General features: G+C 71.7%; 1 pseudogene. It reads left to right on the top strand.

The features are described 5' to 3' along the window. Positions 1-60: 60 nt before the first annotated feature. A pseudogene (locus tag OHB04_RS34440) lies at positions 61-17,250 on the top strand (type I polyketide synthase); the annotation flags it as partial. Positions 17,251-17,495: the final 245 nt, after the last annotated feature.

Below are 17,495 nucleotides of genomic sequence, written 5' to 3'. Positions count from 1 at the left end.
ACTGACGACGGATTCCGAGGTCGACGGCAGACGATGAACGAGGACAAGCTCCGCGGATACCTGAAGAGGGTCACCTCCGACCTGCACCAAGCCCAAAAGCGCATCGGCGAGTTCGAGGCCAAGAGCCACGAGCCGATCGCCATTGTCGGAATGGGCTGCCGCTTCCCCGGTGACGTGCGCTCGCCCGACGATCTGTGGCGCCTGCTCTCCGAGTCCCGTACGACGGACTCCCCCTTCCCCGGAAACCGGGGCTGGGACGTTGAGGGGCTCTACGACCCGGATCCGGACGCGCACGGCAAGACCTACGCGGTACGCGGGCACTTCCTCCACGACGCCGACGAGTTCGACGCCGACTTCTTCGGCATCAGCCCCCGCGAGGCGCGAGCCATGGACCCGCAGCAGCGGCTGCTGCTGGAGACTTCCTGGCAGGCGCTGGAGCACGCGGGCATCGTCCCCGGCGACCTGCACGGCAGCAGCACCGGCGTCTTCACGGGCGCGGCGGCCGTGGAGTACGCGTCGCTGCGGCGCGGCGGCCCCGAGTCCACGGACGGCTATCTGCTGACCGGCAACCTCAGCAGCGTCGCCTCCGGCCGTATCGCCTACACCTTCGGCTTCGAGGGCCCGGCCGTCACCGTGGACACGGCCTGCTCGTCGTCGCTGGTCACCGTGCACATGGCCGTGCAGGCGCTGCGTAGCGGCGAGTGCGCCACCGCGCTGGCGGGCGGCGCGACGGTCATGCCGCACGCGGGTGTCTTCGTGGAGTTCAGCCGGCAGCGCGGCCTCGCGCCGGACGGCCGCTGCAAGCCCTTCGCCGCGTCCGCCGACGGCACGGCCTGGGGCGAGGGCGTCGGCATGCTCGTCCTTGAACGCCTGTCCGACGCACGCCGCCTGGGCCACCGCGTCCTGGCCGTCATCCGCGGCTCGGCCGTCAACCAGGACGGCGCCAGCAACGGACTCACCGCGCCCAACGGGCCCTCACAGCAGCGCGTCATCCGGGCCGCCCTCGCCAACGCGGAGCTGCCCGAGAGCGGCATCGACGCCGTCGAGGCCCACGGCACCGGCACCAGCCTCGGCGACCCCATCGAGGCCCAGGCGCTACTCGCCACCTACGGCCGCAACCGGCCCGCCGAGCGCCCGCTGTGGCTGGGCTCGCTCAAGTCGAACATCGGCCACACCCAGGTCGCGGCCGGTGTCGCGGGCGTCATCAAGATGGTCCTCGCGCTGCGCCACGGCGTTCTGCCGTCCACGCTGCACGTGGACGAGCCGTCACAGCATGTGGACTGGTCCAGCGGCGCCCTCGCCCTGCTGACCGAGTCCCGGCCCTGGCCCGAGAGCGACCGCCCCCGGCGCGGCGCCGTCTCCGCCTTCGGGATCAGCGGGACGAACGCACACGTGATCCTGGAGGCGGTGCCGGGCGATCCGGGCGATGCCGCTGCGACAGCGGACGACGATGCGTCAGCGGAGGACGACGCGGCCGGTACGGAGGAAGGCCCGGCCGGTGCGGAGTCCGGTGTTCCCTGGCTGTTGTCGGGCAAGAGCGAGAGCGCGCTGCGGGAGCAGGCAGTACGGCTGAGCGCCTTCGTGAAGGAGCGGCCCGAACTGGACCTCGCCGGGGCCGCGCGGGCGTTGGCGAGCACGCGTACCCACCACGCCTACCGAGCGGGGGTGGTGAGCCAGGGACGAGAGGAACTGCTCGCCGCGCTCGATGCGTTGGCGCGAGGAGAGTCGGTCGCGGGACTGGTGGAAGGGGCTGCCTCGCCCGACCCGGGCAAGACGGTGTTCGTCTTTCCCGGTCAGGGCTCGCAATGGGCCGGGATGGGCGTTGGTCTGCTGGATTCCTCGCCGGTCTTCGCCGCGAGTTTGCGGCAGTGCGCGGATGCCTTGAGCGCGTACGTGGACTGGGACCTGTTCGACGTCCTGCACGAGCGGGCCGGGGCACCGGGGTTCGAGCGGGTGGATGTGGTCCAGCCCGCGTTGTTCGCGCTCATGGTCTCGCTGGCGCGGGTGTGGGAATCCCACGGCATTCGGGCCGACGCGGTCATCGGACACTCACAGGGCGAGATCGCCGCCGCGCACATCGCCGGAGCGCTCAGCCTGGATGACGCCGCGCGGATCGTGTGCCTGCGCAGTCAGGCCCTGGTCACCCTCACGGGAAGCGGCGGCATGGCCTCGATTCCCCTGAGCGCGGAAGAGACCAGCGCCCGGGTGGCGGACTACCCAGGGCTGCATGTCGCCGCGCACAACGGGCCCGAAAGCACCGTGATTTCAGGCGACGCCGGTGCACTGACGGAGATGGTCGCCGCCTGCAAAAACGAGGGCATCCGCGCCCGCACCATCGACGTCGACTACGCCAGCCACTCCCCCCACATCGAAAACCTCAACCACATCACCCAACTCCTGGAAGGGATCACACCCAGTCCTGCCGAGATCCCCTTCTACTCCACCCTCACCGGCACCCGACTCGACACCACCCAACTGACCGCCGACTACTGGTACCGCAACCTCCGCCACCCCGTCCTCCTCGAACAAACCCTCCGCCTCCTCAACGAGGACGGCCACCACACCTACATCGAAACCAGCCCCCACCCCGTCCTCACCACCCCCATCCAAGACACCAACCCCCACACCACCGTCCTCGGCACACTCCGACGCAACGACGCCACACCCACCCGCCTGCTCACCACCCTCACCCAAGCCCACACCCACGGACACACCCCCACCACCTGGACCACCACCCAAGACACCACAAACCACCCCCACCTCGACCTCCCCACCTACCCCTTCCAGCCGCAACGGTTCTGGATCGCGGAGCCGTCGGCGGCGAGTGACACCTCGGCGCTGGGGCTCGGTGCGACCGGTCACGCGCTGCTGGGGGCCGTGACGGAGTTGCCGGACGGGAGTCACCTCTTCACCGGGGGGCTGTCTCTCCGTACGCATCCCTGGCTGGCGGAGCACGCCGTCGGCGGCGAGCGCGGGGGCACGGTGCTGCTGCCCGGCACGGCCTTCGTGGAGCTGGCGCTGCACGCGGGCGGCGAGTTGGGGTGCGCGCGCGTCGAGGAACTGACCCTGGACGCGCCACTCGTCCTGCCGCCGCTCGGTAGCACGCAACTCCAGCTCACTGTGGGGGCGCCGGATGAGGCGGGCGGCCGGGCGGTTCACTTCCGTTCGCGGGCTGAGCGCGCGGACGAGGACGCGCCCGACGGGGACGGTTGGACCTCCCACGCCACGGGCCGTCTCACTCCGGCGGAGTCGAGCGCGCTGGAGGGTACGGCGTCCTGGGCGCGGGTGTGGCCTCCGCCGCAGGCCGAGGAGTACGACGTCGACGAGCTGTACGCGCATCTCACCGACCTGGGCTATGCCTACGGTCCTCTCTTCCAGGGCCTGAGCACGGCCTGGCGGGCGGCGGACGGAACCGTGTACGCCGACGTCCGCCTACCGGAGGGCGCGGAAGCGGATCGCGACGGGTTCCTTCTGCATCCGGCGCTCTTCGACGCGGCCCTCCACCCCGGAGCGCTCGCCGGGGCCGGCCGGGAGGGCACCTCGGACGGAGACCCGGAGGGCACCTCCGGTGGCGGTCGCGCGTCGGACGCGGAGGCCGACGCGCTGCGGCTTCCGTACGAGTGGCGCGGCGTGACGCTGCATGCCTCGGGCGCCGAGACGTTGCGGCTGCGGATGACCCGCCCCTCTGCCGGCACTCTGACGCTCGACCTCGCGAGCGGCGGCGTTACGGAGGACGGCGGGGAGGGCGGCGCTGCGGGTGCGCCCGTGGCCTCCGTCGAGGCGCTGGTGACGCGGCCGGTCAGCGTCGAGCAGCTCGTGGGCTCCGGGCGCGGACGTCGCAGCGCGGGCTACCGGCTCGAATGGGCGCCGATGACGGCCCCCGGCCACGGCGGCGTCTCTCCCACGGCCGGAGGTGACTACCGGGCGGTGATCGGTGACGACCGGGCCGTGATCGGTGACGACTGGGCGGTGATCGGTAGCGACTGGGCCCTGATCGGTGGCGGCGACAGGCTCACCACGTCCACGTCCCGCGCGGCTTCCGCCTCCGCTTCGCACCCGGCCTCTTCCCACCCGGCCTCCGCGTCCCGTCAGGCCGTCGGTGAGGAGGACGGCGGCGGGACGGCCGTCTATGCCGACCTCGCGGAGCTGCGCGCCGCAATGGTGGAGCGCGGTGCCGTGTACGGAACGGTGCTCGTGCCGTGCTCCTCGTTCCCGAACGAGGGGGCGGCGACTGCGGACTCACCCGGTGACGGCGACGCCGCCCGCGCGGCGCACACCCTGACGCGGCACGCGCTCGCGCTGCTCCAGGACTGGCTGGCGCTGGAGAACGAGGCCGCGCCCGGGTCGGCTTCCGAGTCCGCTTCCGAGTCCGAGTCCGTTGCCCAGCCTGTTTCCTCGTCCGCTTCCGAGGCCCGGCTGGTGTTGCTGACCCGGCGTGCGGTCGCGACCACGCCGGACCAGCCGATGGTGGACCCGTCGGCCGCCGCGCTGTGGGGGCTGGTCCGCAGCGCGCAGGCCGAGAACCCCGGGCGCATCCAACTCGTGGACACCGACGGCACGGACGCCTCGCGCGAGGCCCTGGCGGACGCCGTCGCCACGGGCGAGCCGCAGCTCGCGCTGCGCGCGGGAAGCGCCTACGTTCCACGTTTGGTGCGCGTCGCTCTCCCGGCCTCGACGCCGGCGCCGTCCGCGACCTCTGCCACGTCCGACGCGTCCACCACGTCCGACACGCCCTCTGATGCTGCTGCCACCCCGGCCGCGCTGAGCCCGGACGGCACCGTACTGATCACGGGCGGCACCGGCACCCTCGGCGGCCTCGCCGCCCGCCACCTGGTGACGGAGCACGGTGTTCGTCACCTGTTGCTGACCAGTCGACGCGGACCGGACGCACCCGGCGCCCGCGAGCTGGAAGCCGAACTGCTCGCCCACGGCGCCCACGTCACCCTCGCCGCCTGCGACGCCGCCGACCGCGACGCCCTCGCCGCCCTCGTCGCGTCGATCCCGGACCAGCACCCGCTGACCGCCGTCATCCACACCGCCGGAGTACTGGACGACGCCACACTCACCTCCCTCACCCCCGAACAACTCACCACCGTCCTCCAACCCAAGGTCGACGCCGCCTGGAACCTCCACCAACTGACGGCAGACACCGACCTGGACGCGTTCGTCCTCTACTCCTCCGCCGCCGGCACCCTCGGCAACCCCGGACAAGCCAACTACGCAGCCGCCAACACCTTCCTCGACGCACTCGCCCACCACCGCCACACCCAAGGACTCCCCGCCACCTCCCTCGCCTGGGGACTCTGGGCGCACAGCAGCGGGCTGACCGCACATCTGGAGGGCGGCGAGCAGACACGTCTCGCGCGAGGTGGCGTTCTGCCGCTGTCGTCGGAGGAAGGCATGGCGCTGTTCGACGGCGCCCTCGGCACTCTCGGCTCCGGGGGCAGCGATCTTGGAGACAGCGCTGTCGTGCTGGCGAAGTTCGACAACAAGGCGCTGCGTGCCGAGGCCGAGGCGGGTTCGCTGCCGCCGGTGCTGCGCGGGGTGGTGCGCACCCCTGTTCGGCGCGTCACGGCGGGCGGGGGCGCGAGCTCCTGGCCGGAGCGGCTCGCGGGCCTGCCGGAGGCTCAGCAGGAGAAGCTCCTGCTGGAGTTGGTGCGCGGCCAGGTGGCAACGGTGCTGGGGCACGCCGATCCCCAGGGCGTCGCGTCCGACCAGGCATTCCAGGGGCTGGGTTTCGACTCGTTGACGGCGGTCGAACTCCGCAACCGCCTCAACACGGCGACAGGGCTGCGACTGACCGCCACCCTCGTCTTCGACCACCCGACCCCGGCAGCCCTGGCCCGGCATCTGCGCGAGCAGCTGGCGGGCGGCGAGAAGGCCGTGCGCGGCGTGGTGCCTCGTACGGGGGGCGGGTACGCGGATGAGCCGATCGCGATCGTCGGCATGGCCTGCCGCTACCCCGGCGGGATCACCTCGCCGGACGACCTGTGGCGACTGGTGTCAGAAGGACGCGAGGGCATCGGCGGCTTCCCCGAGGGGCGGGGCTGGGACCTCGAGTCACTGTATGACCCCGACCCCGAGCACTCCGGTACGAGTTACACCCGACGCGGCGGCTTCCTCCATAACGCCCACCACTTCGACCCCGACTTCTTCGGCATGAGCCCCCGCGAAGCCCTCGCCACCGACCCCCAACAACGACTCCTGCTGGAGACCACCTGGGAAGCCCTGGAAAACGCCAGGATCCTTCCCTCCTCACTACGCGGCAGCCGCACCGGCGTCTACACCGGAATCATGTACAACGACTACGGCGGACGCATTCAGCGGGCGCCCGAGGAGTTGGAGGGCTATCTCGGCAACGGCAGCGCCTTCAGCGTCGCCAGCGGCCGTATCGCCTACACCTATGGGTTCGAGGGCCCGGCCGTGAGCGTGGACACGGCGTGCTCGTCGTCGCTGGTCGCCCTGCACATGGCCGCCCAGGCACTACGCGGCGGCGAGTGCGACATGGCCGTCGCCGGCGGGGTGACGGTGATGGCCACCCCGGGGCTGTTCGTCGAGTTCAGCCGTCAGCGCGGGCTGTCGGAGGACGGCCGGTGCAAGTCCTTCGCCGCCACGGCCGACGGCGCGGGCTTCTCGGAGGGCGTGGGCCTACTGCTGGTCGAACGGCTCTCGGACGCACGGGCGAAGGGCCACCCGGTACTCGCGGTCGTACGCGGTTCCGCCGTCAACCAGGACGGCGCCAGCAACGGACTCACCGCACCCAACGGACCCTCACAACAGCGCGTCATCCGCGACGCCCTGGCCGGAGCGGGGCTCAGCGCCGCTGATGTCGACGCCGTGGAAGCGCATGGGACGGGCACCACGCTGGGCGATCCCATCGAGGCCCAGGCATTGCTGGCGACCTACGGCCAGGAACGGGACCCGGAAAAGCCCTTGTGGCTGGGCTCGATCAAGTCCAACCTCGGGCACACCCAGGCGGCGGCCGGGGTCGCGGGCGTCATCAAGATGGTCCAGGCCCTCCGGCACGGTGAACTCCCGCGCACGCTGCACGTGGACGAGCCGTCGCCGCACGTGGACTGGGACAGCGGCGCCGTCACCCTCCTGACCCGTAACCAACCCTGGCCCCAGGACGAACGGCCCGGCCGCGCCGCCGTCTCCTCCTTCGGCATCAGCGGCACCAACGCCCACGTGATCCTGGAGGCGGCACCCGCGCCCGAGCAGAACGATGCTGGTGGAGCCCCCGTCGATGTCGTCCCGGTGCTGCTGTCCGCCAAGAACCAGGACGCGCTGAGGGGGCAAGCCGCCCAACTGGCCGCGTTCCTCAACGAACGGCCCGAGGTCGAGGTCGCCGAGATCGGACGCGCGTTGGCGGCCTCGCGCACGCATCACACGTACCGGGCGGGGGTGGTGAGTGAAGAGCGCGGCGAGCTGCTGGAGGCGCTCAGTGCTCTGGCGCAGGGGTTGCCGCATGCGGCGCTGGTGGAGGGGGTTGCCTCGCCCGACCCGGGCAAGACGGTGTTCGTCTTTCCCGGTCAGGGCTCGCAATGGGCCGGGATGGGCATCGGCCTGCTGGATTCCTCGCCGGTCTTCGCCGCGAGTTTGCGGCAGTGCGCGGATGCCTTGAGCACGTACGTGGACTGGGACCTGTTCGATGTCCTGTATGAGCGGGCCGGGGCACCGGGGTTCGAGCGGGTGGATGTGGTCCAGCCCGCGTTGTTCGCGCTGATGGTGTCGCTGGCGCGGGTGTGGGAATCCCACGGCATTCGGGCCGACGCGGTCATCGGACACTCACAGGGGGAGATCGCCGCCGCGCACATCGCCGGAGCGCTCAGCCTTGATGACGCGGCGCGGGTTGTCTGCCTGCGCAGCCAAGCCCTGGTCACCCTCGCGGGGACAGGTGGCATGGCCTCGATTCCCTTGAGCGCCGAGAAGACCGCCGCACGGCTCACTCCGTACCCGGGGCTGTATGTCGCCGCGCACAACGGGCCCGAAAGCACCGTGATTTCAGGCGACGCCAGCGCGCTCGCCGAAATGGTCGCCGCCTGCCAGAGCGAGGGCATCCGCGCCCGCACCATCGACGTCGACTACGCCAGCCACTCCCCCCACATCGAAAACCTCAACCACATCACCCAACTCCTGGAAGGGATCACACCCCGCCCCGCCCAGATCCCCTTCTACTCCACCCTCACCGGCACCCAACTCGACACCACCCAACTGACAGCCGACTACTGGTACCGCAACCTGCGCCACCCCGTCCTCCTCGAACAAACCCTCCGCCTCCTCCACGAGGACGGCCACCACACCTACATCGAAACCAGCCCCCACCCCGTCCTCACCACCCCCACCCAAGACACCAACCCCCACACCACCGTCCTCGGCACACTCCGACGCAACGACGCCACCCCCACCCGCCTGCTCACCACCCTCACCCAAGCCCACACCCACGGACACACCCCCACCACCTGGACCACCACCCAAGACACCCCCCTCACGCTCGACCTCACACCCGACCTCCCCACCTACCCCTTCCAACACCAGCCCTACTGGCTGACGGCGCCCAGCGCCCAGGATGTTGCCGCTGCCGGGCTGGACCCCGCAGGGCATCCGTTGCTCTCAGCGGTCGCCGAACTTCCGGACGGGAGCGCCCTGTTCACGGGCAGCCTCTCCCTCGCCACGCACCCGTGGCTGAGTGAGCACGTCGTGCACGAGGCGGCGTTGCTGCCCGGGGCCGCCTTCGCGGATCTCGCGCTGCATGTGGGCGCGCAGTCGGGGTGCGGGCGTCTGGAGGAGCTGACGTTGGAGGCGCCGTTCGTCCTGCCCGAGCATGGCGCTCTGCGTCTCCAGGTCGTCCTCGGTGCGGCCGACGAGGAAGGGCGGCGTGCGCTCACCGTGCGCTCCCGGCCCCACACCTCGGGCGGCGACGACGCGCTGCCATGGACCGCGCACGCGACCGGGACCCTGGCCGCCACCCCGGCCACCGTCAGCACCACCGCTCCCGTCCCCGCCCACGCTCCGGCCGCCTGGCCGCCCCCGCAGGCACAACGGCTCGACACGGACGACCTCTACGCCCAGCTGGCCGACCACGGCCTCGTCTACGGTCCCCTCTTCCAGGGGCTGCGGGCGGCGTGGCGGCAAGGCGGGACGGTGTACGCCGAGATCAGCCTGCCGGACGGGACCGACACCGCCCTCTACGGCATCCACCCCGCTCTCCTCGACGCGGCGCTGCACACGGCGTTCCTCGCGAACGGCACGGACGGGCTCCTGTCGAACGGTACGGACGGGCTCCTGTCGGACGGCGTCCTGCTGCCCTTCTCCTGGGGCGAGGTCACCTTGCACAGCGGCTGCGCCACCACGCTCCGCGCCCAGCTGTCGGTCACAGAGGAGGGCACTCTCGCTCTCGCGGTCAGCGACCCGGAGGGCAGCCCTGTCCTCACGGTCGGTTCCCTCACCACCCGTCCGGTGACTCCCGAGCAGCTGGCGCACGCCACCGCCCCGCGCAGCCTGCTCCACCACCTCACCTGGCGGCCGTTCGCGCTGCCGGACGGCCCCGAGCCGGTGTCGTCCGACAGCGGAGGCACACGATGGGCGGCCCTGGGGCACGATCTCGCGGTGTCGGGGCCTGACTGGCTCGCTGTCCTGCCCGCTTACGACGAGGTCGGCACGCTCCATGAGGCGCTCGCCGACGGCACCCTCCCCGCGCCGGAAGCGGTGCTCGCACCCTGCGTGTCACGGCTGCTCGAGGCCCCCGGCGACACCTCGACGGACGGACTCCGGGCGCTGACGGAACAGGTGGAAGGCGCGGAACAGACGACCCAAGCGGAACGGGCGCCGAGCGACCACGCCGCCGACGCGACACATGCCCTGACCGAGCACGCGCTGCGCCTCGTACAGGACTGGCTCGCGCACGACGAGATCCCCGTCCCCAGCGAGGCGGCCACCGGCGAGGCAGCCACCGGCGAGGCAGCCACCCGCGAGGCGGCTTCCGGCCTGGCGGCAGACCCCGAGGAAGCGGCAGACCCCGGCATCGCCACAGACCCCGGCATGGCGACCGAGCCGGCGCGCCTCGTCCTGCTGACGCGGGGCGCTGTCGCCGCCGCGCCCGAGGAGTCGCCGCTCGATCTGCCCGCGTCGGCCGTGTGGGGACTGGTCCGCAGCGCGCAGTCGGAGCACCCCGGGCGTATCCAGCTGATCGATGTCGACGGCACGGAGGCCTCGTTCGCCGCGCTGCCCGCCCTCGTCGCATCGGGCGAGCCGCAACTGGCCGTCCGTGCGGGACGCGCCTGCGTGCCGCGTGTGACCAGGGCGACCGGCCGCCCGGCCGCGGACGAGGCCGGATTCGCGCCCGCGCCCGCGCTCGCGCTCGCGGGAACCGTCCTCGTGACGGGCGGGACCGGGACCCTCGGCGGGCTCACCGCCCGCCACCTGGTGACGGAGCACGGAGCGCGTCACCTGCTGCTGACCAGCCGACGCGGACCCGACGCACCCGGCGCCCGCGAACTCGAAACCGAACTCACCGCCCTGGGGGCCCACGTAACCCTCGCGGCCTGCGACGCCGCCGACCGGGACGCCCTCGCCGCCCTCGTCGCGTCGATCCCGGACCAGCACCCGCTGACCGCCGTCATCCACACCGCCGGAGTACTGGACGACGCCACACTCACCTCCCTCACCCCCGAACAACTCACCACCGTCCTCCAACCCAAGGTCGACGCCGCCTGGAACCTCCACGAGCTGACGGCAGACGCCGACCTGGACGCGTTCGTCCTCTACTCCTCCGCCGCCGGGACGCTGGGCAGCCCGGGGCAGGCCAACTACGCCGCCGCCAACGCGTTCCTCGACGCACTCGCCCACCAACGTCGGGCCCAGGGGCTCCCCGCTACCTCCGTCGCGTGGGGGCTGTGGGAGCAGGGCAGCGGCCTCACCGGCAGTCTCGACGGCAGCGAGATCTCCCGTATGACCCGTGGCGGGCTGACGCCTCTCGCCACACGGGACGCGCTGCGCGCCCTGGACGAAGCGATGGTGTGCGCCGCTCCGACGGCGGTCGGAGCGGGTTTCCATGCCCCGTCGCTGCGTGCGCAGGCGGAGTCCGGGACGCTGCCCCCTGTGCTGCGCGAGCTGGTGCGCGTGCCGGTCCGCCGGGCGGCGGGCGGCGGCGCGGGGCAAGGAGCGGGCGGCTGGGCACAGCGTCTCTCGGGTATGGACGAGGCGGAACGGGAAAGCACCGTGCTGGAGCTGGTGCGCAGTCACACCGCTGCGGTGCTCGGACACGCGGAGGCCCGAAATGTTGCCGCTGACCAGGCATTCCAGGACTTGGGTTTCGACTCGTTGACGGCGGTCGAACTCCGCAACCGCCTCAACACGGCAACGGGGCTGCGACTGACCGCCACCCTCGTCTTCGACCACCCGACCCCGACCGCCCTGGCCCAGCACCTCCTCACCCAGCTCACGGGCACGATCGCCCCACGGAAGGTGGCCCTCACCCCGAGGGCCACGAGCACCGATGAGCCGATCGCGATCGTCGGTATGGCCTGCCGCTATCCGGGCGGGATCACCTCGCCGGACGACCTGTGGCGACTGGTGTCGGAAGGACGCGAGGGCATCGGCGGCTTCCCCGAAGAACGCGGCTGGGACCTCGCCACCCTGTACGACCCCGACCCCGAGCACCCCGGAACCAGCTACACCCGACGCGGCGGCTTCCTCCATAACGCCCACCACTTCGACCCCGACTTCTTCGGCATGAGCCCCCGCGAAGCCCTCGCCACCGACCCCCAACAACGACTCCTGCTGGAGACCACCTGGGAAGCCCTCGAGAACGCCGGGATCCTGCCCTCCTCACTACGCGGCAGCCGCACCGGCGTCTACACCGGAATCATGTACAACGACTACGGCGGACGACTCAGCCACCACATCCCCCAGGAATTCGAGGGATACATCGGCAACGGCAGCAGCGGAGGCGTCGTCTCCGGACGGGTGTCGTACACATTCGGCTTCGAAGGACCGGCAGTCACGGTCGACACCGCCTGCTCGTCGTCACTGGTCGCCCTGCACATGGCCGCCCAAGCACTACGCGGCGGCGAATGCGACATGGCTCTCGCGGGCGGCGCCACCGTCATGGCCACACCAACAACCTTCATCGAATTCAGCCGACAGCGGGGCCTCTCGGAGGACGGCCGCTGCAAATCCTTCGCCGCAGCAGCTGACGGCACCGGATTCTCAGAAGGCGTCGGCCTACTACTCGTCGAACGCCTCTCGGACGCCCAGGCGAAGGGCCACCCAGTACTCGCCGTCCTCCGCGGCTCCGCCATCAACCAGGACGGCGCCAGCAACGGACTCACCGCACCCAACGGACCCTCACAACAACGCGTCATCCACACCGCACTCGCCGCCGCCGAGCTCACCCCCGCCGACATCGACGCCGTGGAAGCGCACGGCACCGGCACCACCCTCGGCGACCCCATCGAAGCCCAAGCACTCCTCGCCACCTACGGCCAAGAACGGCCCGAGGAGCGTCCATTGTGGCTCGGCTCCATCAAATCCAACCTCGGCCACACCCAAGCAGCAGCCGGCGTCGCGGGCGTCATCAAAATGGTCCAGGCCCTCCGCCACGGTGAACTCCCGCGCACGCTCCACGCGGACGAACCCTCACCACACGTGGACTGGAGCAGCGGCGCCGTCAGCCTCCTGACCCAGAACCAACCCTGGCCCGAGAAAGAACAGCCCCGCCGCGCCGCTGTCTCGTCCTTCGGCATCAGCGGCACCAACGCCCACGTCATCCTGGAAGCCGCCCAGGACACACCCGTCGAGGAACACCCCGAAACCCCCAACCTCCCCCTGCTCCTGTCCGCCAAGAACCAGGACGCGCTGAGGGGACAGGCCGCCCAACTCGCCACGTTCCTCAACGAACGGCCCGAGGCCCGGATCGCGGAGATCGGGCGGGCCCTTGCCACCACCCGTACGCAGCACGCACACCGTGCAGGCGTCGTGGCGGACGGGTACGACGAGGCACTCGCCGCGCTTCACTCCCTGGCGCGGGGTGAGGAGTCCCCTGCCGTAGTGCAGGGTGTCGCATCGGAAGCGGGGAAGATCGCGTTCGTGTTCGCGGGGCAGGGCTCACAACGCGCCGGAATGGGCGCCGGGCTCTACAACACCCACCCCGCCTTCGCCCACGCACTGGACGAGGTGTGCGCCCACTTCGACCCCCACCTCCAACACCCCCTCCGCGACATCATGTTCGCCCCCGAAGACGACGCCCTGGCGCCACTGCTGCACCAGACCCAGTACACCCAACCCGCACTCTTCGCCCTCGGCACCGCCCTCCACCACCTCTACCTCCACCACGGCATCAAACCCCACTACCTGGCCGGACACTCCATCGGCGAACTCACCGCAGCCCACGCAGCCGGCATCCTCACCCTCACCGACGCCACCACCCTCGTCGCCACCCGCGCACGACTCCTCCAAAACCTCCCACCCGGCGGAGCCATGCTCACCCTCCACGCCACCGAAAAAGACGTCCTCGAAACCCTCGACCCACAACGCGTATCACTCGCCGCCGTCAACGCCCCCACCTCCACCGTCATCTCCGGAGACGAACAAGCCATCCAAGAGCTCGCCACCCTCTGGACCGAACGCGGACACAAAACCAAACGACTCCACGTCAGCCACGCCTTCCACTCCCACCTCATGCAACCCGCACTCGAAGAATTCCACCGCACCGCAGCACAACTGACCTACCACGAACCCCACACCCCCATCATCTCCAACACCACCGGCGACCTCGCCACCACAACCCAACTACGCGACCCCGACTACTGGACCCAGCACATCCGCCAACCCGTCCGCTGGGCCGACACCACCACCACCCTCCACACCCACCACGTCACCACCCACCTCGAACTCGGACCCGACACCACCCTCACCACCCTCAACCACCACAACCTCGACACCACACCCAACCCACCCACCCTCCTCCCAACCCTCCACCCCCACCAACCCGAACCCACCACCCTCACCCACACCCTCACCACCCTCCACACCCACGGACACACACCCACAACCTGGACCACCACCCAAGACCCAACCCCAACCACCACACCCAACCTCCCCACCTACCCCTTCCAACACCAGCCCTACTGGCTCCACAGCCCCCGGCCGACTTCGGGGGTGGCGTCTGCCGGACTCCAAGCCTCGGGGCACCCGCTGCTCGGCGCGGGCACCCAACTCCCGGACGGGAGCCACCTGTTCACCGGCAGCCTCTCTCTGGCCGCACACCCCTGGCTGGCCGACCACGCCGTGTACGGCACGCCGCTGCTCCCCGGTGCCGCCCTTCTCGACCTCGCCCTCCACGCCGCCGCGCACACCGGCAGCGCTCATGTGCGGGAGCTGACGCTGCACGCGCCGCTCGCGCTTCCCGAGCAGGGCGCCGTCCAGGTGCAGGTGCACCTCGGGCCTGCGGCGGTGGAGGAGGACGGTGCACGGACGCTCGCGGTTCACTCCCGCCCGGACCCCGCACCCGGGGACGAGGACGATCTGCCGTGGACCCGCCACGCGCAGGGGACCCTCGTCACGGCGTCCGACCGAGCGGCGACGCCTGTCGCCACGCCCTCGAACTGGCCCCCCACCGGGGCGGACCCGGTGGAACCCGAGGCGCTCTACGAGCAGTTCGCGGCGGACGGTCTCGACTACGGTCCGGCCTTCCGAGGGCTCACGGCCGCCTGGCGCGACGGCGACAACATCTACGCCGACATCGCCCTCCCCGAAGCCCTCACGTCCAACACCGCCACATCCGACGCCCTCACCCCCGCCCACGTCATCCACCCCGCACTCCTCGACGCCGCCCTCCACCCCCTCACCCTCCTCACCTCAAGCCACCCCACCCCCGAGCATCCGACCGCGCGCGAGGATGGCGCGGTGCGAGTTCCGTACGAGTGGACGGAGGTCACCGCGCACACGGCCGGGGCCGGGGCCGGCGCGGTCACCGCGTTGCGGGCGCACCTGCGGCGTACGCCGGACGGCGCGGCCTCGGTGGTCCTCACGGACCCCGAGGGTGAGCCGGTACTGAGCGGCACGCTGGTGGTGCGGGAGATGCGGCCCGAGCAGCTGCGCGCGGGCCTGGGCGGACGCCGTAACACGCTGTACGAGCTGAACTGGGTGCCCGTCGCCGAGCCCGCCCAGGAGGACGGGGGCCGTCTCGTCCTCCTGGGCGAGGGCCCCGCCGTGGACGGGGCAGCGGCGGCGTACGCCGACCTCATGGCGTTGGCCCGTGCACTGGAGGAGGACGGCGAGCCCGTCCCCGGCACGGTGGTCGTCGGGCACCGGCCGGGCGAGCAGCCGCAGACCCCGCAATCCGAACGGGCCCCGCACGACCTGCTGCCCACCGAGCCCGACACCTACGGCGTCGTCCACACGTACCTGACACTCCTTCAACAGTGGCTCGCGGACGAGCAGTTCGTGGAGGCACGGCTCGCGATCGTCACCGAGGGTGCCGTCGCCGCCGAGCGCGGGGAGGAGGTGCCGTCGCTGGCCTCGGCTGCCGTCTGGGGGCTGCTGCGCTCCGCGCAGAGCGAGAACCCGGGGCGCTTCACGCTGGTCGACACCGACGGGCTGCCCGCCTCCCGAGCCGCGCTCCCGACCGCGCTGAACTGCGGCGAACCGCAGGTGGCGCTCAGGGACGGGGTGGTGCACGTGCCCCGGCTCGCCCCGGCAGCGGGCGCCGGTACCGATGGCGGGACCAGTGGCGGAGCCGGGGCCGGGGCCGGTGGCGGAGCCGAAGCCGAAGCGACGGACGGCGATGGGCACAGCTCCTCCTACCGCGATTCCATCGACCCCCTCGATCCGGCCGGAACCGTGCTGGTCACCGGCGGCACGGGTGCGCTGGGCCGTCTCGTGGCGCGGCACCTCGTGGCGGCGCACGGCGTGCGCCATCTGGTGCTGGCCAGCCGCAGCGGGGCCGCGGCCGAAGGCGCGGAGGAGCTGCGCGCCGAACTGGCCACGGCGGGCGCCGAGGTGCGGATGGCGGCCTGTGACGTGGCGGACGCGGAGGCGCTGGGCGCGCTGCTCGCCGACGTACCCGCGGCGCACCCGCTGACCGGCGTCTTCCACACCGCAGGCGTCCTGGACGATGCCACGGTGGGGTCGCTGACGTCCGAACAGTTGCGGAGCGTGCTGCGCCCGAAGGCCGACGCCGCGTGGAATCTGCACGCGCTGACGGCGAAGGCGGACCTGGCGGCGTTCGTGCTGTTCTCCTCCGCAGCGGGCACGCTCGGCGGGCCGGGGCAGGCCAACTACGCCGCCGCCAACACCTTCCTCGACGCCCTCGCCCACCACCGCCAGGCCCAAGGGCTGCCCGCGCTCTCGCTGGCCTGGGGCCCGTGGGAGCAGTCGGCGGACGGGATGGCCGCGACGTTGACCGGCGCCGATGAGCGGCGGATGGCGCGTAACGGGCTGGCTCCGCTGCCGTCCGAGGAGTGCCTGTCCCTCCTGGACGCCGCGCTCCGGCTGCCCGGCCGCGCGACGCTGGTTCCGGTCCGGCTGCGGCTGCCCGCCCTGCGCGCGCTGGCGGGAGAAGGGCTGTTGCCGCCGGTGCTGCGCGGGCTCGTACGGACTCCGGCGCCGTCGATGGGCGGGACTCTCCGGGGCGGCGGGGCCGGCGGGCTGCGGCAGTCCCTGCTCGGCCGGCTCAAGGACCACGGCGAGGCAGAACGGGACGTTGTCCTGCTGGAGTTCGTGCGCTCCCAGATCGGCTCGGTGCTGGGGCACGGCTCGCCCGACGCGGTCGACCCCGACCAGGGGCTCATGGCCATGGGCTTCGACTCGCTCACCGCCGTCGAACTGCGCAACCGGCTCAAGGCGGCGACCGAGCTGCGCCTGCCCGCCACTCTCGTGTTCGACTACCCGACGCCCTCCGCGCTGGCCCGCTATCTGCGGGAGGAGCTGGAACCCCAGCTGCCGCACCCAGGCGGAGCGGGGAAGGGGGACGGTGACACGGACGCGGAGGAGATCCGCCGCGCTCTCGGCTCCATCCCCGTCGAGCGGCTGCGCGAGGCGGGACTCATCGAACCCCTGCTGCGACTGGCCGACCCCGGCCAGGCTGCCAAGGACGGCGGAGCCGGTGCGGACGGCGCGGATGACGCGGACGGCGGGGGCGACGGCCAGGAGCGGGTCGACACCATCAGGGAGGCCGATGTCGCCGACCTGATCGCGATCGCGCTCTCGGGCAGCGGGACCAACAACGGAACCAACGACGAGTCATGAGCGAGGGGTTGCGGCAGGTACCAGGCATCCAGCGGACAGTGCTGGTCTCTGCCCTGGACTGCCGCAACCCGTCTTTGCGTCGCTCTCGTGACAGTGCCCTGTGACAACCGGGAGGAGCGGACTTTCTCGGCGCCACGTCAGCGGGACGAACCCTCGCCGGGCGAGGACCGGTCAGCGATAGCAGACCGGCATGATGGTCTTGCTGTCGTCGCACGTCGGCCGCCGACCGCATCGTCGACCCCCAC

Origin of the sequence: Streptomyces sp. NBC_01775 (assembly GCF_035917675.1) — a bacterium.
Taxonomy (GTDB): Bacteria; Actinomycetota; Actinomycetes; order Streptomycetales; family Streptomycetaceae; genus Streptomyces.
Note: the sequence above shows the minus strand (reverse complement) of the source record. Positions and strands in the feature narration are given on the sequence as shown.